This window comes from Geodermatophilus sp. SYSU D00663 (assembly GCF_054050655.1).
In genome coordinates, this window is sequence record NZ_JBJGZT010000008.1 from 93,603 (window position 1) to 114,835 (window position 21,233).

General features: G+C 77.0%; 26 protein-coding genes. 17 read left to right on the forward strand and 9 right to left on the reverse strand.

What is annotated here, in order from left to right; translation table 11 throughout:
• Nucleotides 1-22 precede the first annotated feature (22 nt).
• The gene (locus ACI79Z_RS08225; RefSeq protein WP_456902304.1) at nucleotides 23-772 is read right to left on the reverse strand and encodes a GNAT family N-acetyltransferase; all 750 of its coding nucleotides are present in this window, start codon (nucleotides 770-772) and stop codon (nucleotides 23-25) included.
• Between the two features lie 159 nt (nucleotides 773-931).
• On the opposite strand from ACI79Z_RS08225, the gene fdxA reads away from it, so the two are divergent.
• From fdxA to ACI79Z_RS08240, 3 genes are all read left to right on the forward strand, one after another.
• Entirely contained in the window at nucleotides 932-1,258 is a 327-nt protein-coding gene (gene fdxA / locus ACI79Z_RS08230) for a ferredoxin (protein ID WP_012947287.1), read from the forward strand.
• Between the two features lie 56 nt (nucleotides 1,259-1,314).
• Nucleotides 1,315-2,391, forward strand: coding sequence for a succinyldiaminopimelate transaminase (dapC, locus tag ACI79Z_RS08235; protein WP_456902365.1), 1,077 nt, complete (start codon nucleotides 1,315-1,317; stop codon nucleotides 2,389-2,391).
• Between the two features lie 109 nt (nucleotides 2,392-2,500).
• Nucleotides 2,501-2,665, forward strand: coding sequence for a hypothetical protein (locus ACI79Z_RS08240; RefSeq protein WP_387986287.1), 165 nt, complete (start codon nucleotides 2,501-2,503; stop codon nucleotides 2,663-2,665).
• 1 nt (nucleotide 2,666) lies between these two features.
• Here the strand turns inward: ACI79Z_RS08240 and ACI79Z_RS08245 are convergent, their stop codons facing one another.
• A complete protein-coding gene (locus ACI79Z_RS08245) occupies nucleotides 2,667-3,350 on the reverse strand; it encodes a hypothetical protein (RefSeq protein ID WP_456902305.1) in 684 nt (227 codons plus the stop codon).
• A 134-nt stretch (nucleotides 3,351-3,484) separates the two neighbouring features.
• On the opposite strand from ACI79Z_RS08245, the gene ACI79Z_RS08250 reads away from it, so the two are divergent.
• Entirely contained in the window at nucleotides 3,485-4,591 is a 1,107-nt protein-coding gene (locus ACI79Z_RS08250) for an alpha/beta fold hydrolase (protein WP_456902306.1), read from the forward strand.
• A 55-nt stretch (nucleotides 4,592-4,646) separates the two neighbouring features.
• Here the strand turns inward: ACI79Z_RS08250 and dapD are convergent, their stop codons facing one another.
• Nucleotides 4,647-5,621 carry a 2,3,4,5-tetrahydropyridine-2,6-dicarboxylate N-succinyltransferase gene (gene dapD / locus ACI79Z_RS08255; RefSeq protein ID WP_456902307.1) on the reverse strand — a complete coding sequence of 325 codons (975 nt, stop codon included), beginning with the start codon at nucleotides 5,619-5,621 and terminating at the stop codon, nucleotides 4,647-4,649.
• Nucleotides 5,622-5,674: 53 nt separating this feature from the next.
• Here dapD and dapE point away from each other — a divergent pair, with 53 nt between their 5' ends.
• From dapE to ACI79Z_RS08275, 4 genes are read left to right on the forward strand one after another with little or no spacing between them, the layout of a single operon-like run.
• Complete coding sequence (dapE, locus tag ACI79Z_RS08260) at nucleotides 5,675-6,781, forward strand: succinyl-diaminopimelate desuccinylase (protein ID WP_456902308.1); 1,107 nt, start codon at nucleotides 5,675-5,677, stop codon at nucleotides 6,779-6,781.
• Entirely contained in the window at nucleotides 6,778-7,620 is an 843-nt protein-coding gene (locus ACI79Z_RS08265; RefSeq protein WP_387986273.1) for an LOG family protein, read from the forward strand. The genes dapE and ACI79Z_RS08265 overlap by 4 nt, the downstream gene beginning before the upstream one ends.
• 7 nt (nucleotides 7,621-7,627) lie before the next feature.
• Nucleotides 7,628-8,023 (forward strand): DivIVA domain-containing protein, encoded by a 396-nt coding sequence (locus ACI79Z_RS08270; protein WP_456902309.1) that lies wholly within the window; start codon nucleotides 7,628-7,630, stop codon nucleotides 8,021-8,023.
• Nucleotides 8,016-8,480: an SRPBCC family protein gene (locus tag ACI79Z_RS08275; RefSeq protein ID WP_456902310.1), complete on the forward strand. Its 465-nt coding sequence runs from the start codon at nucleotides 8,016-8,018 to the stop codon at nucleotides 8,478-8,480. The genes ACI79Z_RS08270 and ACI79Z_RS08275 overlap by 8 nt, the downstream gene beginning before the upstream one ends.
• Here the strand turns inward: ACI79Z_RS08275 and ACI79Z_RS08280 are convergent.
• Together ACI79Z_RS08280 and ACI79Z_RS08285 are read right to left on the reverse strand one after the other, a co-directional pair.
• On the reverse strand, nucleotides 8,468-9,193 hold the full coding sequence (locus tag ACI79Z_RS08280; protein WP_456902311.1) for a cytochrome c oxidase assembly protein: 726 nt from the start codon (nucleotides 9,191-9,193) through the stop codon (nucleotides 8,468-8,470). The two genes, ACI79Z_RS08275 and ACI79Z_RS08280, sit on opposite strands and share 13 nt — an antisense overlap.
• Nucleotides 9,190-9,657: a DUF2243 domain-containing protein gene (locus ACI79Z_RS08285; protein ID WP_456902312.1), complete on the reverse strand. Its 468-nt coding sequence runs from the start codon at nucleotides 9,655-9,657 to the stop codon at nucleotides 9,190-9,192. Before ACI79Z_RS08285 ends, ACI79Z_RS08280 begins: the two co-directional genes overlap by 4 nt.
• Before the next feature lie 105 nt (nucleotides 9,658-9,762).
• Between ACI79Z_RS08285 and ACI79Z_RS08290 the strand changes: the two genes are divergently transcribed.
• Nucleotides 9,763-10,572, forward strand: a complete 810-nt coding sequence (locus ACI79Z_RS08290; RefSeq protein WP_456902313.1) for a MerR family transcriptional regulator — start codon at nucleotides 9,763-9,765, stop codon at nucleotides 10,570-10,572.
• Nucleotide 10,573: 1 nt separating this feature from the next.
• Here ACI79Z_RS08290 and ACI79Z_RS08295 read toward each other — a convergent pair whose 3' ends face one another.
• Together ACI79Z_RS08295 and ACI79Z_RS08300 are read right to left on the reverse strand one after the other, a co-directional pair.
• Nucleotides 10,574-11,203 carry a LysE family translocator gene (locus ACI79Z_RS08295; RefSeq protein ID WP_456902315.1) on the reverse strand — a complete coding sequence of 210 codons (630 nt, stop codon included), beginning with the start codon at nucleotides 11,201-11,203 and terminating at the stop codon, nucleotides 10,574-10,576.
• Between the two features lie 59 nt (nucleotides 11,204-11,262).
• Nucleotides 11,263-11,967 carry a TetR/AcrR family transcriptional regulator C-terminal domain-containing protein gene (locus ACI79Z_RS08300; protein ID WP_456902316.1) on the reverse strand — a complete coding sequence of 235 codons (705 nt, stop codon included), beginning with the start codon at nucleotides 11,965-11,967 and terminating at the stop codon, nucleotides 11,263-11,265.
• 36 nt (nucleotides 11,968-12,003) lie between these two features.
• On the opposite strand from ACI79Z_RS08300, the gene ACI79Z_RS08305 reads away from it, so the two are divergent.
• Together ACI79Z_RS08305 and ACI79Z_RS08310 are read left to right on the forward strand one after the other, a co-directional pair.
• Nucleotides 12,004-13,029, forward strand: coding sequence for an ATP-binding cassette domain-containing protein (locus tag ACI79Z_RS08305; RefSeq protein ID WP_456902317.1), 1,026 nt, complete (start codon nucleotides 12,004-12,006; stop codon nucleotides 13,027-13,029).
• Nucleotides 13,026-13,874 (forward strand): ABC transporter permease, encoded by an 849-nt coding sequence (locus tag ACI79Z_RS08310; protein ID WP_456902318.1) that lies wholly within the window; start codon nucleotides 13,026-13,028, stop codon nucleotides 13,872-13,874. Before ACI79Z_RS08305 ends, ACI79Z_RS08310 begins: the two co-directional genes overlap by 4 nt.
• Nucleotides 13,875-13,946: 72 nt before the next feature.
• On the opposite strand, the gene ACI79Z_RS08315 is transcribed toward ACI79Z_RS08310, so the two are convergent.
• Nucleotides 13,947-14,306 carry a hypothetical protein gene (locus tag ACI79Z_RS08315; RefSeq protein ID WP_456902319.1) on the reverse strand — a complete coding sequence of 120 codons (360 nt, stop codon included), beginning with the start codon at nucleotides 14,304-14,306 and terminating at the stop codon, nucleotides 13,947-13,949.
• Nucleotides 14,307-14,353: 47 nt separating this feature from the next.
• Here ACI79Z_RS08315 and ACI79Z_RS08320 point away from each other — a divergent pair, with 47 nt between their 5' ends.
• Nucleotides 14,354-15,250: a DMT family transporter gene (locus ACI79Z_RS08320; RefSeq protein ID WP_456902320.1), complete on the forward strand. Its 897-nt coding sequence runs from the start codon at nucleotides 14,354-14,356 to the stop codon at nucleotides 15,248-15,250.
• Between the two features lie 69 nt (nucleotides 15,251-15,319).
• Here ACI79Z_RS08320 and ACI79Z_RS08325 read toward each other — a convergent pair whose 3' ends face one another.
• Nucleotides 15,320-16,495 (reverse strand): DUF222 domain-containing protein, encoded by a 1,176-nt coding sequence (locus tag ACI79Z_RS08325; RefSeq protein ID WP_456902321.1) that lies wholly within the window; start codon nucleotides 16,493-16,495, stop codon nucleotides 15,320-15,322.
• 117 nt (nucleotides 16,496-16,612) lie between these two features.
• Here ACI79Z_RS08325 and ACI79Z_RS08330 point away from each other — a divergent pair, with 117 nt between their 5' ends.
• The 5 genes from ACI79Z_RS08330 to ACI79Z_RS08350 all read left to right on the forward strand — a co-directional run bounded on the left by ACI79Z_RS08330 (nucleotide 16,613) and on the right by ACI79Z_RS08350 (nucleotide 21,233).
• Nucleotides 16,613-17,266 carry a DNA-3-methyladenine glycosylase I gene (locus ACI79Z_RS08330; protein WP_387986240.1) on the forward strand — a complete coding sequence of 218 codons (654 nt, stop codon included), beginning with the start codon at nucleotides 16,613-16,615 and terminating at the stop codon, nucleotides 17,264-17,266.
• Nucleotides 17,267-17,341: 75 nt separating this feature from the next.
• A complete protein-coding gene (locus ACI79Z_RS08335; protein ID WP_012947303.1) occupies nucleotides 17,342-17,509 on the forward strand; it encodes a DUF3117 domain-containing protein in 168 nt (55 codons plus the stop codon).
• Nucleotides 17,510-17,598: 89 nt separating this feature from the next.
• On the forward strand, nucleotides 17,599-19,125 hold the full coding sequence (locus tag ACI79Z_RS08340) for a leucyl aminopeptidase family protein (RefSeq protein WP_387986235.1): 1,527 nt from the start codon (nucleotides 17,599-17,601) through the stop codon (nucleotides 19,123-19,125).
• A gap of 7 nt (nucleotides 19,126-19,132) precedes the next feature.
• Nucleotides 19,133-20,596, forward strand: a complete 1,464-nt coding sequence (locus ACI79Z_RS08345) for a hypothetical protein (protein ID WP_456902322.1) — start codon at nucleotides 19,133-19,135, stop codon at nucleotides 20,594-20,596.
• Nucleotides 20,580-21,233, forward strand: coding sequence for a DUF4232 domain-containing protein (locus ACI79Z_RS08350; RefSeq protein ID WP_387986230.1), 654 nt, complete (start codon nucleotides 20,580-20,582; stop codon nucleotides 21,231-21,233). The genes ACI79Z_RS08345 and ACI79Z_RS08350 overlap by 17 nt, the downstream gene beginning before the upstream one ends.

Here is a 21,233-nt window from a genome sequence, read left to right on the forward strand (position 1 = left end):
TGCTGCGGGGACACCCGGGCGTTCAGTCCGGCGCCCACCGGTAGTGGTAGCGGTGGTGCTCGACGTGGCCGGCCCGGCGGTACAGCGCCCGGGCCGGGGCGTTGGAGGCGGTGACCTGCAGGTACACCCAGCGCGCGCCGTGGGCCGCGCCCCACCGGGTCACCGCCGCCATCACCGCCGTCGCGAGGCCCCGGCGGCGGGCGTCCTCGGCGACGGTGACCGCGCTGACGCCCAGCCAGTCGTCGGTGACCACGCCGCGGGCCACCGCGACCGGCGCCGCGCCCGGCTCCGGCCGCACGGCCGCGAACACGACGACGGGGGCGTTGCCGAGCACGGCGGGCGCGGTGGGCGGCAGCGCGCTCCCGAGGTGCCGGTAGGCGCCCAGCCAGCCGTCGTCGGGGCTGGGGGAGAGCTCGACCGGCACCCCGTCGTCGCTGCCGGGGACCAGCGGGGCGGTGAGCACCAGGACGTCCTCGCCCCGCTCCCACCCCGCGGCGGCGAACGCCGCGTCGGCGGGGCGGGCCTGCGCCCCGGGCAGCGCCGCGCCGGGCCGCAGCCCGCGCCCGCGGTACCAGGCGGCCACCGCGCCGACGGCCTCCGGCAGCGGCCGGCCGGGGTCGCCGGTGACCAGCGCGGTGTTGGCCCGGCCCGTGAACCCGCCCCCGGCGCGCAGCAGCCAGTCGCCGAGCGGCTCCTCCTCGGTGCCCCGCCAGCCGCGCGCGGCCACCCGCTCCAGGTCGGCCACGCCGAGGGGCGATCGGCTCTGTCCCACGCCCCGATCCTGCGGGTGCGTCCCCGGCGTCCCTCCACCGGGGCGGGCGGGGTCCACCCGTCGCGCCCGGCCCCGGGAGCCGGGGCCATACTGGCGGGCGACACGCGGGCCCGGCGGGAGCCGGGGCCGCTGCCCGCACGTCCCCAGGGAGGACCCACCGTGACCTACGTGATCACCCAGGCCTGCGTCGACGTCCTCGACAAGGCGTGCATCGACGAGTGTCCGGTGGACTGCATCTACGAGGGCGACCGGATGCTCTACATCCACCCCGACGAGTGCGTCGACTGCGGCGCCTGCGAGCCGGTCTGCCCCGTCGAGGCCATCTACTACGAGGACGACGTCCCGGACAAGTGGAAGGACTTCTACAACGCCAACGTGGAGTTCTTCTCCGACCTCGGCAGCCCCGGTGGCGCCGCCAAGACCGGGAAGATCGGCAAGGACCACCCGCTGGTGGCGGCCCTCCCGCCGCAGGGCGAGGGGCACTGACGACCACCGCCCCGGGGACGGCGGCCGGCCGGCTGCCCGACTTCCCCTGGGACAGCCTGGAGGCCGCCCGGGCGCGCGCCGCGCAGCACCCGGGCGGCCTCGTCGACCTGTCCATCGGGACGCCGGTCGACGAGACCCCCGAGGTCCTGCGCACGGCGCTCGCCGCGGCAGGCGACTCACCGGGCTACCCGACGGCGCTCGGCACCCGTGAGCTCCGGGCCGCGGCGGCCGGCTGGCTGCGGCGCCGGCTCGGCGTCACCGTGGCCGACCCGTTCGGCGCGGACCCGTCGGTGATCCCGACCGTGGGCTCCAAGGAGCTCGTCGCCCTGCTGCCCACGCTGCTGGGCCTGCACGAGGGCACGGTGCTGATCCCCGAGGTGGCCTACCCGACCTACGAGGTGGGTGCGGTCCTGTCCGGGCTCGCCGTGCGCCGCACCGACACCCCGCCCGACGACCCCGCGGGCGTCGTCCTGGTCTGGCTGAACTCCCCGGGCAACCCGCACGGCCGCGTCCTGTCCGACGACGAGCTGCGCACCTGGGTGGCCTGGGGCCGGGCGCACGGCGTGCCGGTCGTCGCCGACGAGTGCTACGCGACGCTCGGCTGGGACGTGCAGCCGCGCTCGCTGCTGCACCCCGCCGTCGCGGGGGAGGACCACACCGGCCTGCTGGCGGTCCACTCGCTGTCCAAGCAGTCGACGGCGGCCGGCTACCGCGCCGGGCTGCTGTCGGGCGACCCGGCGCTGGTCCGGCAGGTGTGGGAGGTGCGCCGCCACCTCGGGCTGCTCATGCCCGGGCCCGTCCAGGCCGCCATGGCCGCTGCGCTGGCCGACGACGCGCACGTCGACGCGCAGCGCGAGCGCTACGGCGCCCGCCGGGAGCGGCTGGCCGCGGCGGTGCGCGCGACCGGCGCGCGGATCGACCACTCCGAGGCGGGCCTGTACCTGTGGGTCACCCGCGACGAGGACTGCTGGGCGACCGTCGACTGGCTGGCCGGGCTCGGCATCGTCCCCGCGCCCGGCTCGTTCTACGGCCCGGCCGGCGCGCGGCACGTGCGCATGGCGCTGACCGCCACCGACGAGCGGATCGACGCCGCGGTGCAGCGCCTCACCGCCGGGGACCGCGGCCGCCACTAGCGGCCCGCAAGCAGGCGTCAGTCCTCCGCCAGAGCCCCGCAAGGGCGCACCGACACGGTGGTCCACGTCAGCCGGGCAGCCCGCCCGGCCCCGTCGCGGAGGCCCTGCCGTGTTCCTCGTGCTGTTCCTGCTGTTCCCCGTCGCCGTCCTCGTCGCGCTGGTCGCGCTCGAGGCGCACCTGCACCGCAACCGCAGCCTGGCCGGCTCGGCCGGGGTGCCCGTGGCCCTCGACCGACCCGAGCTCCACGGCAGGAGCCGCGCCCGGCTGAGCTGAGCTACCCGCAGTTGCGCTCGCGCTCGTCGGAGCCCAGCGCCGTGGTGAGCGCCTGCGCGAAGCCGTCCCAGCGCTGGTAGGCCTCGGGGAAACCGGAGCGCTGCACCCACTGCGCGGCGTCGGTCAGGCGCATCGTCTCCCAGCCGGGCACCCGCACCAGCCGGTCGTAGAACTGGCCGGCCGCGTACACCGGGTCCTGCACCTGCGCCGGGGTGCCCCAGCCCTGCGAGGGCCGCTGCTGGAACAGGCCGAGGGAGTCGCGGTCGCCGTGGTCGAGGTTGCGCAGCGTCGACTCCTGCATCGCCGTGGCCAGCGCGATGACCACGGCCCGCTCGGGCAGCCCGCGCTGCCGGGCGACGGCCGCGATCGTCTGGGCGTTGCTCCACTGCTCGGCGGACAGCGTCACCGACGTCGAGGGGACGGTGCAGATCCCGGTCGCCGCCGGAGCGGGCGGCTCGGACCGGTCGGCCTTCCACGCCAGGGCGAACACCACGACGATCCCGATCAGGTAGGCGGGCCACCACGTGCGCAGGGCGGCCGGGCCGCCGCGCCGCGGGGTGCGGCCGGCGGGACGGCGGGCGGGGGTGCGCTTCGGGGTGGGCCGGCCGCCGGAGGGGCGCTTCGCGGGCGGGCGCCGGGTACCCGTCGCCGGCCGGCGGGGCGGAGCCGTCCGTGCGCTGGTCATCGCCCCCGACTGTAGGTGCGCTCCCCGGCGGGACCCCGGACGTCGCGGTGCGGACGGGTGTCGTGGGACGGGCGTGATCGCTACCGTGACGGCCGCCTCCGCCGTCCTCCCGCCCGCGATCCCCTGGAGCCCGCATGCCCGACGTCCTGCTGCCCGGCATCACCGCCACCCGCGTGCCCACCGCGCGGCTCACCCAGAACGTGCTGCACCCCGAGGGCACCGACCCGGCCGGCCCCGGCGAGGCGGTGCTCCTCGTGCACGGCAACGTGAGCTCCGCGCTGTTCTGGCAGCAGACGCTGCTGGCGGTGCACGGGACCGGGCGGCACCGGGTGCTCGCCGTCGACCTGCGCGGCTACGGCGACACCGAACCGCTGCCGGTCGACGCGCGCCGCGGGGTCGGCGACTGGGCCGACGACCTCGGCGCGCTGCTGGACGCGCTGGGCCTGGACCGGGTGCACCTGGTCGGCTGGAGCATGGGCGGGGGCGTCGTCCTGCAGCACCTGCTCGACGCGCCGGGCCGGGTGGCCTCGGTGACGCTGGTCGCGCCGGTGTCACCCCACGGTTTCGGCGGCACCACCGGACCGGACGGCCGGCGGCTGGCCGACGACGGCGCCGGCTCCGGCGGGGGACTGGCCAACCCGGAGTTCGTGGCGGCGCTGGCGGCAGGCGACACCTCCGACGCGTCGCCGTCCTCACCGCGGTCGGTGCTGCGCGCCTTCTACGTGGCGCCGGGCTCGCTGCCGCTGGACCCGGAGCTCGAGGACGTCTTCGTCGCCGCGATGCTGTCCACCCGCACCGGCGAGGACCACTACCCGGGCGACGCGGTGCCGAGCGACACCTGGCCGGGGACCGCGCCGGGGACGCGCGGGGTGCTCAACACCATGGCGCCCACGGTATTCGACGTCTCCGGCGTCGCCGACCTGGCCGACAAGCCGCCGGTGCTGTGGATCCGCGGCGACGCCGACGCGATCGTCTCCGACACCTCGGTCTTCGACCTGGCGTACCTCGGGCAGCTCGGCGCCGTGCCGGGCTGGCCGGGCGCCGAGGTCTGCCCGCCGCAGCCGACGGTCACCCAGACCCGCGCCGTGCTCGACCGCTACGCCGCGTCCGGCGGCGCCTACCGCGAGGTGGTCCTGCCCGGGGTGGGGCACTCGCCGCACGTCGAGCGGCCGCAGGAGTTCGTCGTCGCGCTGCTCGAGCACCTCGACGCCCCCGCCGAGGAGCCCGCCGGCCTCACCTGAGGTGCATCTCCGCGGGAGTGCACGGGGCACTCCCGCGGAGATGCCCACGGAGTCCCTAGTCGTTGGCGTGCAGGGCGGCGTTGAGGGCGCCCCACTGGCCCGAGCGCGGCAGCGCCTCCAGGGCACCGGAGACGCTGTTGCGGCGGAACAGCAGCCCGTCGCGGCCGGACAGCTCGCGGCCCTTGACCACCGACCCGTCGGGCAGGGTGATCCGCGAGCCCGCGGTGACGTAGCAGCCGGCCTCGACGACGCAGTCGTCGCCGAGGGAGATGCCGATGCCGGAGTTGGCGCCGAGCAGGCAGCCGGTGCCGATCGAGACGACCTCCTTGCCGCCGCCGGACAGCGTCCCCATGATCGACGCGCTGCCGCCGATGTCGCTGTCGGCGCCGACGACGACGCCCGCGCTGATCCGGCCCTCGACCATCGAGGGGCCGAGCGTGCCGGCGTTGTAGTTGACGAAGCCCTCGTGCATGACCGTCGTCCCCTCGGCCAGGTGCGCACCGAGCCGCACCCGGTCGGCGTCGGCGACCCGCACGCCCGACGGGACCACGTAGTCGACCATCCGCGGGAACTTGTCCACCGACAGCACGGTCACGTGCCCGTGCGCCGCGCGCAGGGTCGCGCGGCGGGCGGGGGTGAGGTCGGTGGCGAGCACCGGGCCGGCGCTGGTCCAGGCCACGTTGGCCAGCAGGCCGAAGACGCCGTCGAGGTTGATGCCGTGCGGGCGCACCAGCCGGTGCGAGAGCAGGTGCAGCCGCAGGTAGACGTCGTGGGCGTCGGCCGGCGGGGCGTCGAGGTCGGCGATGACCGTCCGGACGCCGACCACGCGCACGCCGCGGGCGTCGTCGGTGCGCACCAGGCCGGAGAACTCGTGCCCGAGCTCGCCCTCCAGCTCCAGGGTGCCGAGCTGGTGGGTCCCGGCCGGCCCGTCGCCGCCGAGGGCGGGTGAGGGGTACCAGGTGTCCAGGACGGTGCCGGAGGCGGTGATGGTCGCGATGCCGGCCGCGGCGGCGGAGCGGGGAGCGGTCACGGTCCCGACGCTACCCAGCGACGCCGTGCCGCCCGCCCGTAGGCTCGGGCACCGTGACCGGCGCGCTCGACCTGGACCTGTCCGCCGACGTCCTCACCCTCACCCGGGCGCTGGTCGACACCCCGTCGGTCTCCGGCGACGAGCGGGTGCTCGCCGACGCCGTCGAGGCCGCGCTGCGGGCGCTCGGCGGGCTGGAGGTCGAGCGGGTCGGGAACACCGTGCTGGCCCGCACCACGCTCGGCCGCGACACCCGGATCGTGCTGGCCGGGCACCTGGACACCGTGCCGATCGCGGACAACGTCCCCAGCCGGCTCGAGGACGGGCGCGTCTACGGCTGCGGCACCAGCGACATGAAGTCCGGTGACGCCGTCATGCTGCGGCTGGCCGGCCGCTTCGGCGTCCCGGGGGCGGAGCCCGCGCACGACGTCACGTTCGTCTTCTACGACAACGAGGAGGTCGAGTCCGCGAAGAGCGGCCTCGGCCGGGTGGCCCGCGAGCGGCGCGGCTGGCTCTACGGCGACCTCGCCGTCCTCCTGGAGCCCACCGACGGCGAGATCGAGGCCGGCTGCCAGGGCACGCTGCGGGCGGTGCTGGAGGTGACCGGCCGCCGGGCGCACTCGGCGCGCAGCTGGCTCGGGGTGAACGCGATCCACGGTGCCGCGGGGATCCTCGGCACGCTGGCGGCCTACGAGGCGCGGCAGGTCGAGATCGACGGCTGCACCTACCGCGAGGGGCTCAACGCCGTCCGCGTCGAGGGCGGGGTCGCGGGGAACGTCGTCCCGGACCAGTGCCGGGTGACGGTCAACCTCCGCTACGCCCCCGACCGGGACGAGGACGCCGCGGAAGCCCACGTCCGCGAGGTGTTCGCCGACGCGCTGGCCGCCGGCGCCACGCTGACCGTCGTCGACAACGCCGGCGGCGCGCTGCCCGGGCTGACCGAGCCCGCCGCCGCGGCCTTCGTCGCCGCCGTCGGCCGGCCGGCGCGGGCCAAGCTCGGCTGGACCGACGTCGCCCGGTTCGCCGCCCTCGGCATCCCGGCGGTCAACTACGGCCCCGGGGACCCCCAGCTCGCGCACACCCGCGAGGAGTCCGTGCTCGTGGACCGGCTGCAGCCGGCCGAGGACGCCCTGACCGCCTACCTGTCCGGAGGCAGCGCATGACGACCACCCCGCCGCCCGACGGGGCGCGGAGGCCGCGCCCGACCCGTCACCGGGGCCCGATCATGCTGCGCGGCGGCGAGCCGGACCCGCAGGCGGTCGGGACGACGACCGACCAGCGGCTGCTCGACCGCCGCGGGCCGACCGACTGGGTGCACACCGACCCGTGGCGCGTGCTGCGCATCCAGAGCGAGTTCGTCGAGGGCTTCGGCCTGCTCGCCGAGCTGCCGCGGGCGGTCAGCGTGTTCGGCAGCGCCCGCACCAAGCCCGACCACCCGCACTACGCGGCCGGCGTGGAGATCGGCGCGGCGCTGGCGCGGGCCGGCTACGCGGTCATCACCGGCGGCGGGCCGGGCGCGATGGAGGCGGCCAACCGCGGCGCCTCGGAGGCCGGCGGGCTGTCGGTGGGCCTGGGCATCGAGCTGCCGTTCGAGCAGGAGCTCAACGAGTGGGTCGACCTCGGCATCAGCTTCCGCTACTTCTTCGTCCGCAAGACGATGTTCGTGAAGTACGCGCAGGCCTTCGTCATCCTCCCCGGCGGCTTCGGCACCCTCGACGAGCTGTTCGAGGCGCTGACGCTGGTGCAGACCCGCAAGGTCACCCGCTTCCCGGTGGTGCTGTTCGGCAGCGCGTACTGGTCGGGCCTGGTCGACTGGATCCGCGGCACGCTGGTCGAGGCGGGCACGATCAACGCCGGCGACCTGGACCTGTTCACCGTCACCGACGACGTCGACGAGGTGCTCGCGCTGGTCCGCGAGGCGGAGACCGCCCGGCAGAACGGGGACGGCGGCGGGGGCATGCGGGCGCCGCTGGCCCCGCCGGTCGAGCCGGTCGAGGGCTGAGGCGGCCGTGCTGTCCCTGCTGGTCGGGACCGCCGCGGTCGCCGTCGTGGGGGCGCTGCTGTTCCTCGGCGGGTCGCTGCTGCTCGGCCGCGGCGAGACCCAGCCGCCGGCCGAGCTGGACCGCTCGCCGGTCGAGCTGCCCGACGACCGGCCGGTGACCGGCGAGGACGTGCGCGGCCTGCAGGTGTCGGTGGCCGTCCGCGGCTACCGGATGAGCGAGGTGGACTGGTTGCTCGAGCAGCTGGCGCTGGCGCTGGACGAGCGGGACGAGGCGATCGCGGCGCTGCGCGCGGTGCCGCCGCCGCGGGCCGCCGACGCCGACACCGACCCCGACCTGCCCCTGCCGGACGGCGGCGGGGCGGGTGGGGCACCGACCGGGGACGGGGCGCGCCGCGATGCCTGAGCTGGTCCTGCCGGTGCACGTGGCGGCGCCCCCGGAGCAGGTGTGGGCGGCGCTCACCGACTGGCGCGGCCAGGGGCGGTGGATGCCGGCGACCGACGTCGAGGTGGTCACCGCCGCGGAGGAGGGGGTCGGCGTGCGGCTGGCCGCGCGGACGGGCGTCCCGCTGCCGTGGCGGCGCGGCCGGCACCTCGGCGTGCTGGACACGATGGTGGTCACCGAGTGGGACCCGCCGCGGCGGGTGGTCGTCCAGCACACCGGCCGGATCGTGCGCGGGCCGGGCATCTTCGAGCTGACGCCCGCCGGGGGCGGCACCGACCTGGTCCTGACCGAACGGTGGTACCCGCCGTTCGGGCTGCTCGGCCGGGCCGGCTGGCCGCTGGCGCGCCCGTTCGTCGTCGTGGGCTTCCGGGTCGCGCTGCGCCGGTTCGCCCGCTTCGCCCGCACCTATCCCGGCTGAGCGGCCGCCCGGACCGCGTCGCGGCTGACGTACCACCGCCGCCACAGCAGCACCGCCGTCAGCACGGTGACCACCGTGCCGCCGTCGTACATGAGCCGCGCGCCCTCCTCGGCGCCGACGGTGCCCGCGGGCGGGGAGGCGTAGAGGGCCTTGGCCAGGACGTCGTGCGCGGCCGCCCCGCCGGCCAGCGCCAGCGCGCGCACGGCGACCGGCCGGCGGTGCGGCGCCGGGTCGACGGCGAGCACCGCGGCGGTGGCGAGGTACCCGCTGACCAGCACGTGCAGCCAGACGAGCGCGGCCGGGACCGGCCGGTGCGCGACGGCGGTGTGCAGCCCCGTGCCGTAGAGCAGCCACAGCCCGGCGGCGTTGAGCGGGACGGCGACCAGCGGGTCAGCCAGCCACCGGGCGGGGGCGGTGCGCAGCAGCCGGGCCAGCCGGCGCGCGGCCGGCGGCGGCAGGGCGCGCAGCGCGAGGGTGACCGGGGCGGCGAGCACGAGCAGCAGCGGGGCGACCATGCCCACCAGCAGGTGCGCGGCCATGTGCGCGTGCAGGTCCGTGTGGGCGGTGCCCGGGCCGGCGACCGCCCCCGCCGCGGCGGCCAGCCCGGCGAGCCACGCGGCGGTGCGGGCCAGCGGCCACGGACGGCGGCAGCGCCAGGTGGCGGCGACGTAGGCGGCGGCCGCGGCGAGCAGCAGCGCGAGGACGGCGGTCACGGGCGCGGGACCGGGCGTCCCCGCGCGCGCAGGAGCAGCAGGACCCCGGCGGCCAGCAGCGCCACGCCGGGCAGCACCCACGCGACGTCGTAGCCGGTGAGGTCGACGCCGTAGCGGACCTGGTGCAGCCGCAGCAGCTTGTGGTGCACCAGGCCGTCCCACACCTGGAAGGCGCCGGCGCCGGTGAGCACCGCGCCCCACCACAGGACGGCGGCGAACGGGCCGCGGCGGCGGGCGTCGGCCAGCAGCGCCAGCCCCGCGACCGCGGCGGAGAACGTGCCGGCGTGCAGCAGCCCGTCGGAGACCAGGCCGGCCGCGCCGCTGGCCCGGTCGTAGAAGTGGTGCCAGTGCAGCAGCTGGTGGAAGACGATCTCGTCCACCGCGCCCGCGGTGCCGGCGCCGAGCAGCAGGCCGGAGACCAGCAGCCGGCGCCGGGGCGCGGGCCGGGGGAGTGCGTCGGGCACGGGGCCCTCCCGTCGTCGCGTGTCCCCGGGCGCTGCCCGGCCGGTGCCGCCGGGAAACGGGCCCGGCTGGACCGTGCCCCTGGGGCGTGCCGCACGCTCGTCGGCGTGAGCGGAGACCTGCTGCGGGCCGGCGAGTTCCTGCGGCGCACCCGGCTGTCGGCCAAGGCGCTGCGGCTGTACGCCGAGCAGGGGCTGCTCGTGCCCGACGCGGTGGACCCGTGGAGCGGCTACCGCGGCTACGCGGCCGGGCAGGTCGAGCGGGCCCGGCTGATCGCCGCGCTGCGCCGCGCGGGCATGCCCCTGGCCCGCGTGCGCGACGTCGTCGACCTCGGCCCGCGGGAGCGGCGCGCCGCCGTCGCCCGCTGGTGGGCCGGCGTCGAGGACGACGTCCGGCGCCGCCGCGCGCTGGTCGACGCGCTGACCGCGGAACCGGCGGAGGAGGACGACGTGTACGAGGTGTCCCTGCGCGCGGTGCCCGAGCGGACCGTGCTGACCGCCGAGCGGCGGCTGACCGTGGACGAGCTGGACGGGTTCGTCACCGGCGCGTCCGGCGAGATCGCCGCCCACCTGGAGCGCTCCGGCGCCGCCCCCGCCGGCCCCCTGCGGGTCGTCTACCACGGCATGGTCACCGAGGACGGCGACGGGCCGGTCGAGGTCGTGCGGCCGTTCACCGGCCGGGTGGAGCCGGCGGGGGAGCTGCGGATCCGGCTGCAGCAGGCCGGGCGCGAGGCGGTCACCTGCCTGTCCCGCCGGCGAGCGGAGTTCCCCGGGATCCTGGGGGCCTACGACGCGGTCGGCGCCTGGGTGGACGCCCGCGGGCTCGAGCGCGCGGGCAGCCCGGCGGAGGTCTCCCCGAGCCCGCGGGACGCCGACCCGGACGCCCCGCACGTCGAGGTGGCCTGGCCGGTGGCCTGAGTCAGGCGCGCGAGACCGCCAGCCGCGCGCCGAACGCGAGCAGCGCGCAGCCGGTGAACGCGTCGAGGGCCCGGCGGACCGGGCGGCGCGCCAGCACCCGTCGCGCCCGGGACAGCCCCGCCACGAGCAGGAGCAGCCAGACCAGCCCGACCGCCGCGTGGGTGAGCGCGTAGGCCAGCAGCACCGGCACGGCGGTGCCCGGCGCGAGGAACTGCGGCAGGACGGCGAGGTAGAAGGCGAGCACCTTCGGGTTGGTCACGTTGCTGAGAAAGCCCTGGCGCAGGCCGGTGAGCGCGGCCCGCCCGGCGTCGGGCCCGCCGTCGCCGAGGTCGGGGTAGCGGCCGCGCACCGCCGAGCGGAACGCCTGCAGCGCGAGGAACGTCAGGTAGGCGACCCCCGCCCAGCGGATCGCCTGGAACAGCGGCTCCACGCGGACGACCAGCGCGGCCAGGCCGGTCGCGGCCGCCGCGCCCTGCAGGACGTTGGAGACGGTGATGCCGACCGCGCTCCACGAGCCGCGCACCCGGCCGCCGCCGAGGGTGTTGCGCATGACGACGGCGACGTCCGGCCCCGGCACGAGGACCAGCACGACGGCGAGGACGACGAAGGTCCCGTATCCCGACCACTCCACGCGGCCGACGGTACGCACCGGGCCACCGCGGGCCGGTGCGTCCCGAGGGGGCGCCGGGGTCAGTCCCGTGCGGTGACCGGCGCCCCCGGGCCCAGGCGCCCCACCTCCGGAGCCGGGCAGTCGAGGGCCGCCTCGCGCCGGGCGCGGTCGCGGCGCTCCAGGCGGGCGCGCAGCCCGTCGAGGAACAGCGCCAGACCCTCCTCGAACCGCTCCTCGTCGCCGCCGGCCGTGGGGACCGCGGCCGCGAGGGTGGGGAAGCGGTCCGGGTCGCCGGGCGGTCCGCCGTCCGGCTCGCCCGTCGGCCGGTCCAGCGCCGTCTGCGTCTCCAGCGCGTCCCCGAGGACGAACGAGCCCAGCGCGGTGACCACGCGCACCGCCTCGCCCGGCTCCAGCCCCGCCTCCACCAGGACGCGCAGCGTGCGCTCGATGCCGGGCAGCGCCACCTCGGTGGGCCGGTTGCCGGCCACCACCTGGACGCTGTCGCGGTGGGCGAGCAGCAGTGCCCGGCGCACCCGGCTCGCCTCCGCCAGCCACTCCCAGACCGGCTCGCCCGGGCGCGGCGCCCGCGTGCTCTCCGGCACCTCCGCCAGGACGGAGTCGGCCACCAGGTCCAGGAGGTGCCGCTTGTCCCTGACGTGCCAGTAGAGCGTCGGCGCGCTCACACCCAGCCGCGCGGCGACCCCGCGGAGGGTCAGCCCCGCCAGGCCCTCCTCGTCGAGCACCTCGACGGCGGCGCGGACGACGTCGTCCCTCGAGATCGGCACCTTGACACTCTAACGGTGTTCGAGGACGCTGCCAGAGTGACTCTAACGGCGTTAGGGACCCCCTCGGGGGAGGCCGCTGCCGACCGTCCGCCCGCGGTCGAGGTCACCGGTCTGGTCAAGACGTTCGACGAGGTCGAGGCCGTGCGCGGCATCGACCTGTCGGTGCGCGGGGGAGAGCTGTTCGGCTTCCTCGGCCCGAACGGTGCGGGCAAGTCCACGACCATCAAGATCCTGTGCACGCTGCTGCGGCCCACCGCCGGCACCGCGCGCGTGGCCGGCTTCGACGTCGTCCGCGACCGCACCGAGGTGCGCCGGCACATCGGCCTGGTGTTCCAGGAGACGACCCTCGACGACCACCTGACCGCCGAGCAGAACCTCCGCTTCCACGCCGACATCTACGGGATGCCCAGGGCCGAGGTCAGGCCGCGGATCGACGTCGTCCTCGAGATGGTCGGCCTGACCGACCGCCGCGCCTCGCTCGTGCGCACCTTCTCCGGCGGCATGAAGCGCCGGCTGGAGATCGCCCGTGGGCTGCTGCACTCCCCGCGCGTGCTGTTCCTCGACGAGCCGACCATCGGGCTGGACCCGGAGTCGCGGGCGTCGTTGTGGCGCTACGTCGACCGGCTGCGCGCCGAGGAGGACATCACCGTCTTCCTCACCACGCACTACATGGACGAGGCCGAGCGCTGCGACCGCATCGCGATCGTCGACGCCGGCCGGATCGGCGCGCTGGACACGCCCTCGGCGCTCAAGGCCAGCGTGGGGCACGACCGGGTGCGGGTCGTGACCACGGACGACGATGCCGCCGAGGCGCTCGTGGGCGAGCGGCTGGGCGTGGAGACGGAGCGGGAGGGCGGCGCGCTGGTCGTCCTCACCCCCGACGGCGAGCAGTTCGTGCCGCGGCTGTTCGAGCTCGGCCTCACGGTGCGCTCGGTGAGCGTGTCCCGGCCGACGCTGGACGACGTGTTCCTGGCCTACACCGGCGCGCGCATGGCCGACCGCCAGGCCGCGGCCGGCCGCAGCCCGATGGTGGCGGCGATGTTCCGGGGAGGCCGGCGATGACGGCGACCACCGCCCCCGTCCGGCTCGCCGGCCGCGGGCTGCGGCACGAGCTGCGCGCGGTGAAGGTCGTCTGGCACCGCGACATCCTGCGGTTCCGCACCGACCGCGGCCGGATCCTGTCGTCGTTCGCCCAGCCGCTGCTGTTCCTGTTCGTGCTGGGCGAGGGCCTGGGCGCCACGATCCCGGTCGACGCCTTCGGCGACGCCGACTACTCGACGTTCCTGTTCCCCGGCGTGCTGGCCACCTCGGTCATGTTCACCGCCGTCTTCTCGGCGATCTCCATCGTCTGGGACCGCGAGCTCGGCTTCCTGCGGGAGATGCTCGTCGCGCCGGTCAGCCGGACCAGCATCGTGCTGGGCAAGGCGCTGGGCGGGGCGACCGTGGCGACGCTGCAGTCGGTCGTGCTGCTGGCGCTCGCCGGGCTGGTCGGCGTCCCGTACGCGCCGCTGATGATCGTGGGCACGGTCGCGCTGCTGTTCCTCGTCGCGTTCTCGATCACCGCGCTCGGCCTGGTCATCGCCGTCCGCGTCGACCAGATCCAGACCGTGATGCCCAGGGTGCAGCTGCTGCTCGCGCCGCTGATGTTCCTGTCCGGCGCCTTCTTCCCGGTCAGCGGCGCGCTGCCGGGGTGGCTGCACGTGCTGGCGCTGGCCAACCCGATCACCTACGGCGTCGACGCCGTGCGGCGGCTGGTCCTCCGGTACGTCGACCCCGCCGCGGCCGACGCCGTCGCGCTGCACTGGGGCGACTGGCCGGTGCCGGTCTGGCTCGACGTCGTCGTCGTGGCCGGGGTGGGCGCCGCGCTGCTCGCCGTCGCCGCCTGGCTGTTCAGCCGCCCCGAGTAGGGGAAGGACCACCCCTCCACCCCACGCCTCGCGAGCTCGGCGCGGGCCCTGGAGGGTGGCCGTTCCAGCGCCTCACCTGCGCCGGCGGGCGGCCACGAAGGCCATGGCCTCCTCGGCGAGGGCGAGGTCGGACTCGGGTGTGCCGTGGTCGAGGGCGACCCACTCGCGCATCGGGGTGCCGTTGGCCGCGGCGAAGGGCAGCCCGGTGCCGGCGGTGACCAGGCCCTCCACGCGGTGACGCGGCAGCTTCAGCACCAGCGCGCCGCCGACGACCATCGCGAAGATCGACCCGTCGACGGTGAGCGCGGCCGAACCGAAGCCCCGCCCCCCGCCCGCGCCGGGTGGACCGACGCCGGGCCGGGTGGCGAGGGCCTCCACCAGGAGGTCGAAGCGCCGGCCGGGGTCCACGACGAGGAGTCCAACGCCGGTCACCGGGGATGCGCAACGGGAACGCGCACCGGATCGGTGAGGATGTCGCGGTGAGTCGTCGCGGATGGGCGCTGTTCCTGGCCATGTCGGTCATCTGGGGAGTGCCCTACCTGCTGATCAAGGTGGCGGTCGAGGAGACGTCGCCGGTGGTCGTCGTCTTCGCCCGGTGCGTGATCGGGGCGGCGCTGCTGCTGCCGTGGACGCTCGCCCGCGGGCAGGTGCGGCCGGCGCTGCGGCACTGGCGGGCGCTGCTGGTGTTCACGGTCCTGGAGATGACCGGGCCCTGGCTGCTGCTGTCCTACGCCGAGGTGTCGCTGTCGAGCTCGCTGACCGGGCTGCTGGTGGCGTCGGTGCCGTTCGTCGCCGCGCTGGCCGCGCGGCTGCTGGGCGGTGACGAGCGGCTGACGCCGGTGCGGCTCGCGGGCATGGGGCTGGGCGTCGTCGGCATCGCCGCGCTGCTCGGGCTCGACGTGGAGGGCATCGCGCTGCTGCCGGTGCTCGCCGTGGTGCTGGTGGTCGTCGGCTACGGCACCGCGCCGCTGGTGGCCAGCCGGTCGCTGGCCGACGTCCCGGGTGTGGCGGTCAGCGCGCTCGCGCTGACGATCACCGCCCTGGTGTACGCGCCGTTCGCGCTGCCGCGGGTCGGGGAGGTGGCCGACGCGTCGGTGCCCGCGCTGGCGTCGCTGGTCGCGCTCGGGGTGGTGTGCACGGCGGTGGCGCTGGTGCTGTTCTTCGCGCTCATCCGCGAGGTCGGGCCGCAGCGGGCGCTGGTGATCACGTTCGTGAACCCGGCGGTCGCCGTGGTCGCCGGCGTCCTGCTGCTCGGGGAGCCGTTCACCCTCGGCCTCGCCGTCGGGCTGCCCCTGGTGCTCGTCGGCTGCGTGCTCGCCACCCGGCGCAACGCCCCGGCTCCGGCTCCCGCCGCGGTGGACGCCGCGGTCCCCTGAGGCCCGCGGTCACGGCCGGACGGTCCGTGCTCCGACGCCGCGCACGCTCGCCCCTGGTCCGGGAGGCGGTCAGGCGGCGGGAGCGAGCAGGGGTGCCGGGGTGGTGATCTCGGTGCCGTCGGGCCGGCGGGTGCGCCAGGTGCCGCTCGGTTGTCGCTCGACGCGGAACCCGTGGTGGACCTTGGTGTGGTGGCGCTCGCACAGCAGGGCTGCGTTGTCGAGGCTGGTGTCGCCGCCGTCGATCCAGTGGACCAGGTGGTGGACGTCGCACCACCACGTCGGGGCGCCGCAGCCGGCGAACACGCACCCGCCGTCGCGGAGCTCGGCGGCCTTGCGGATGTGGCGGCTCATCAGCCGCTGCTCCCGGCCCAGGTCCAGTGGTGCGCCGTCGGGGCCGAACACCACGCGGGAGACGGCACCGTCGCAGGCCAGCCAGCGGGCGCGGGCGGCGGAGATGGTGGCGCCGAAGCCCATCCGCCCGGCGTTCGGCCCGCCGGCCGGGTCGACCAGGTCCGCCACATTGATGACGACGGCGATCTGCGGCTTGTGGCCGCGCAGCGTCGGCAGCGAGCCGGCGGCCAGGGCGTTGTCGGCGACCTGCACCAGTGCGTCCCCGAGGCGCTGGGCGCGGGTGCGCTGATCGCCGGCCGGGCGGTCGGCCTGCACATGGGCCTCCAGCGCGGTCTGCAGCCTCTCCCCGCCGACGGAGTCGAGGTGGAACCGGCCCGACACGGATCCGTCGGCATGCTTGGCCAGCGTCAACGACCGGCCCTCGGTGGGGTCGGGCTCGAGCCCGTCCGGGTCGAGGTCGTTGCAGTAGTGCTGCACCACCTGGACGAGGTCGGCGTGCGACTGCTCGACCGCCACCCCGGTGAGCACCGCGTCGACCGCGGTCAGGTCCACGCCCTGCTCGACAGCGGAGGCCAGCCGCTCCGGGGTCACCGCCTCAGCAGCCCTGGCCACCTGCTCGGCGGACACCAGTCCGGCGTCGTGCGCCTCGGCCAGCGCCGGCAGGTGCTCGAGCGCCCGCCCGGTGCGCACCAGCCGCGACGCCTCCGCCGTCGACAGCCGGCAGTGGCCGCGCAGCCACGAGGCCATCGACGTCAGGCCGTCCCGTTCCGGCGCCTGGGACAGCTCCGCCGCCCGCACCGCGCGGGCCAGGCGGGCGTCGATCCGGTGGCGCTCGGCGACCAGCGCGGCGACGTCGTCGAGAACGTCCCCGCCCCCCGGCTCACCCGAACACATGATCGAAGTCTAGTGGGTTCGACGACCGCCTGCACCCTGAATCCCCAGGTCAGCGGTCCGTCCACAGATCTCCGATCGCCGTCGTGCAGCCGGGCCGGACGGCCGTAGGAGGTGTCCATGACGACCGACCTGTCGGACGGCGGCACTAGCGTCGCCGTCGTGGAGCCCGTGCCGACCACCGACCGCGTGCGCTGCGCCTGGGGCGACAGCGCCCCCGAGTACGTCGCCTACCACGACGAGGAGTGGGGCACCCCGCTGCACGGCGACGACGCCCTGTTCGAGCGGCTCTGCCTCGAGGCGTTCCAGTCCGGCCTGTCCTGGATCACCATCCTGCGCAAGCGCCCCGCGTTCCGGGCCGCCTTCGCCGGCTTCTCCATCGACGCCGTCGCGGCCTTCACCGCCGACGACGAGGCCCGCCTGATGGCCGACGCCGGCATCGTCCGCAACCGCGCCAAGATCGCCGCCGCGATCCGGAACGCCCGTGCCGCGCAGGAGGTCCCGGAGGGCCTCTCGGCGCTGCTGTGGTCGTTCGCGCCGACGGGAGAGCGTCCGCGACCGGCCACCCTCGCCGACGTCCCGGCCACCAGTCCGGAGTCCACCGCGATGGCCAGGGAGCTCAAGCGGCGGGGCTTCGCGTTCGTCGGACCGACCACCGCCTACGCCCTCATGCAGGCCACCGGCATGGTCGACGACCACGTCGCGACGTGCTTCCGCGCCACCCGGGAGGGGGCTCCGGTTGGTTCCGTGGCGGTCATACGGGATCATGGGTAGCGGAGCTCACTGCACCGAGACACAGCCACACCGCAGCCGCACAGGGGCGACGGGTGGCCGGCGAAGGAGGCACGCATGGCGGCCATGAAGCCGCGCACGGGTGAAGGTCCCCTGGAGGTCACCAAGGAGGGGCGCGGCCTGGTCATGCGGGTGCCGCTCGAGGGCGGCGGCCGCCTGGTCGTCGAGTTGTCCCCCGACGAGGCCGCGGCGCTGTCCGAGGCGTTGAAGGGCGCGACCAGCTGAACGTCCCCGCGAGCTCGCCCTCGGGCAGCACCGCGCAGGACGACGCGGCCCCGGCCGCCGGCAGCACGCCGGCGACCGGGGCCGCACCCTTGCCGCGGGTCGAACTGCTGGCCCGCCTGCCGCGCCTCACCGAGGACGACGTCCTCGCCGTCCCGGTCGGCTCCGGCGGCACGCTGCCGACCTGGCTGACCTCGCCCGCCCCCGGCACCGCCCCGCCGGTCCCGGCCGGCCTGCTCGCCGGCGCGCTGCAGGACACCGGCAACACCGGCCGGCCCGGCAAGGTCACCGACCTGCCCGTCCCCGGCCGCTCCCCGCGCAGCGTCGTCGCCGCCGGCCTCGGCGACGGGACGCTGCCGCACCTGCGCGGCTACGTCGCCACCGCGGTGCGCCGCGCGCAGACCCTCGCCGAGCACGGCGCCACCCGGCTGGTCCTGCCCCTCGACGGCGCTGCCGCCCCTGCCGGCGCCGACGAGGTCCGCGCCGCCGTCGAGGCCGCGCTGCTGGCCGGCTACCGGTTCCGCCAGACCTCCCGGCCGCACCCGCCGCGGCTGGCCACCGTCACCGTGGTCGCCACCGACGCCGACGACCCGGCCGTCGTCGCGGCCGCCCGCGCCGGGGAGGTCACCGGCTCCGCCGTCGCCTGGGCCCGCGACCTGGTCAACACCCCGCCGAACACCGAGGACCCGGCCTGGCTGGCGGCGCAGGCCGTCGAGCGGCTCTCCGGCCTGCCGCACGTGACCGTCACCGTGCTCGGCCCCGAGGAGCTCGCCGCGGGCGGCTTCGGCGGCGTGCTCGCCGTCGGCGGCGGCTCGGCGTCCCCGCCGCGGGTCGTCGTCGCCGCGTACGAGCCGCCCGGCGCCGGGCCCGGCCGGCCGGTTCTGGTCGGCAAGGGCATCACGTTCGACACCGGCGGCCTGCAGATCAAGCGCGGCCCCGGCATGCGCGAGATGAAGACCGACATGGCCGGGGGAGCGGCGGTGCTCGCCGCGGTCGACGCCGCCGCGCGGCTGGAGCTGCCGGTCGCGGTCACCGCCGTCGTCCCGGCCGCGGAGAACGCGGTGTCCGGGTCGTCCTACCGGCCCTCCGACGTCGTCCGGCACGTCGGCGGGCGCACCACCGAGGTCAGGAACACCGACGCCGAGGGCCGGATGGTGCTCGCCGACGGCCTCGCCCACGCCCGGCTGCACCTCGGCGCCACCGCGCTGGTCGACGTCGCCACGCTCACCGGCGCGATGCGCACCGCGCTCGGGGCCCGCACGGCCGGGCTGTACGCCACCACCGACGGGCTGGCCGGCGCGCTGTCCACCGCCGCGCTGCACGCCGGCGAGCGGGTCTGGCGGATGCCGCTGGCCGAGGAGTACGCCGACCTGCTCGACAGCGACGTCGCCGACGCCAACAACGCCCCCGGCAACCCCGGCGGCACCACCGCCGCGCTGTTCCTGCGCCCGTTCGCCGGCGACCTGCCGTGGGCGCACCTCGACATCGCGGGCCCGGCCCGGGCCGGCTCCGACGACGCCGAGGTGGTCAAGGGCGGCACCGGGTTCGGCGTCCGCACGCTGCTGCGCTGGCTGGAGGCCGGCGCCCCGCTCGACCCGCCGCCGACCGTGACGGACTGAGGAGCCCATGAGCACCGACGACACCGGAGTCGTCTTCCCCGCCGGCCCCGACGGGCGGCGCAGCACCGCGGCGGTCGGGCGCGCCGTCGTCGCCGACGCGCTGCGCCCGGTCGACCCGACCGGCGCCCGCGCCGCCGAGTCCGAGACCAACTGGCGGGCGGGCTACCTGGTGCACTTCCGCCGCCTGGTCGAGGCGGGGCTGGCCTCCCCGGACGCGGCCCGGGCCATCGCCGCGGCCGGCCTGGACGCCGTGCACGCCCGGCTGCGGGTGGCCACCGACGACGGCGAGCAGCCGCTGGCCGCGCTGCCCGCGGCGCCGGCCGGCCGGGTGCTGCGGACCCGCGAGGTGGCCGGCACCGCCGAGCCCGAGCGCGAGTTCACGCTGCCCTTCCACGGCCGGCGGCTGCGCGGCGACGACCTGCTGCGCCAGGTGGACACCTGGGTCGAGGGCGGCATCGCCGAACCCAGCCTCGGCGAGGCGGTGCGCACCGTGGCCGCGCACCCGGAGTGGCTGTCGCTGCCCGGCCGGACCGTCGTCGTGCTCGGCGCGGGCGCGGAGATGGGCCCGCTGACGGCGCTGCTGCGGTGGGGCGCCACCGTGGCCGGGGTCGACCTGCCGCGGCCGGACCTGTGGCGGCGGGTGCTCGACACCGCCCGCCGCGGCGCCGGACGGCTGCTGCTGCCCGCCACCGCCGACGACGGCGACCTCGCCGGCACCGCGGGCGCCGACCTCGTGCGCGAGGTGCCCGCCGTCGGCGACTGGGTGGCCGGCCTGCCCGGCGACCCGGTGCTCGGCGACTACGTCTACGCCGACGGCGCCACCAACGTGCGGGTGTCGGCGGCGGTCGACGCGCTCACCCTCCGCCTGCAGCGCGACCGTCCCGACCTCGCGCTGGCCTTCCTCGCCACGCCCACCGACGTCTTCGCCGTCCCCGGCGACGCCGTCGAGCAGTCGGCGCGCGCCTACGCCGGCCGCTCCCGCGCCGGCAAGCTCCTCGGCCGGCCGCTGCGCACCCTCTCGGCCGGGCGGCTGCTGCAGCGGGCGTACGTGCCGGGCACCGACCCGGGCATCAGCGACAGCCTGGTCGCGCAGCAGGGCCCGAACTACGCGCTGGCCAAGCGGCTGCAGCGGTGGCGGGCGACCGTCGCGCGGGCGGCCGGGACGACGGTGTCGATGAACGTCGCGCCGCCCACCCGCACCCGCTCGGTGGTGAAGAACCGCGCGCTGGCCGCCGCCTACGCGGGGGCGCACCGCTTCGGCGTCGAGGTGTTCGAGCCGGCGACGTCGAACGTGCTCATGGCCGCGCTGCTGGTGCACGACCTGCACACCGGAGGCGGGCCGCGGCACGAGCAGCCGTGGCAGGACGAGGCGTACGCCGCCGTCCACGGCGGGCTGTGGCGGGCGGCCTACGCCCCGCGCAGCGCGCTCGGGCTCGCCGCGGTGCTGGGCCTCGGTGCCGCGCGGGGCTGACACCCCGCGCGGGGCTGGGACGCCGCGGGCCCGGTGGCTCGTCCCGCTGCTGGTGGCCCTGGCCGTCGTCGCGGTGACGGCCGGGGTGCTGGCGGCCCGCGTCCCGGGTGGCGCCGAGGCCGCGGGCACCGGCGTGCCGGGCGGACCCACCCCGGCCGCGGAGCCGACCGGGCCCACCCCGGCACCCGGCGCGCCGGAGGTGCCGCAGCCGGTGACGCCGACCTGCTCGCCGCTGGGCCTGCTCGTCACCGCCGGCCCGGTCGACGCCGGGCTCGGCCACCGCGGCGTCGTCGTCACCGTGACCAACTGCGGGGACGCGCCGCGGGACGTCACCGGCTACGCCGGAGTCGAGGTGCTCGACGGGACGGGCCGGCCGATGCCGTTCACCGTGGCGCACGAGTCGAGCTACACGGTCATCGACCCGGGGCCGGCCCCGCTGGTGCTGCAGCCGGGCCAGAGCGCGGTCACCGGCGTCTCCTGGTCGGCCACGGTCACCGACGGCGGGCTCACCGAGGGGCAGGCGCTGCGCGTCGTCCCGGTGCCCGGTGACCCGGGTCAGGTCCTGCCGGTGTGGGTCGACGCCGGCACCACCGGGGAGATCGCCGTCGCCGCCTGGGCGACGGAGCTCGCGCGGTAG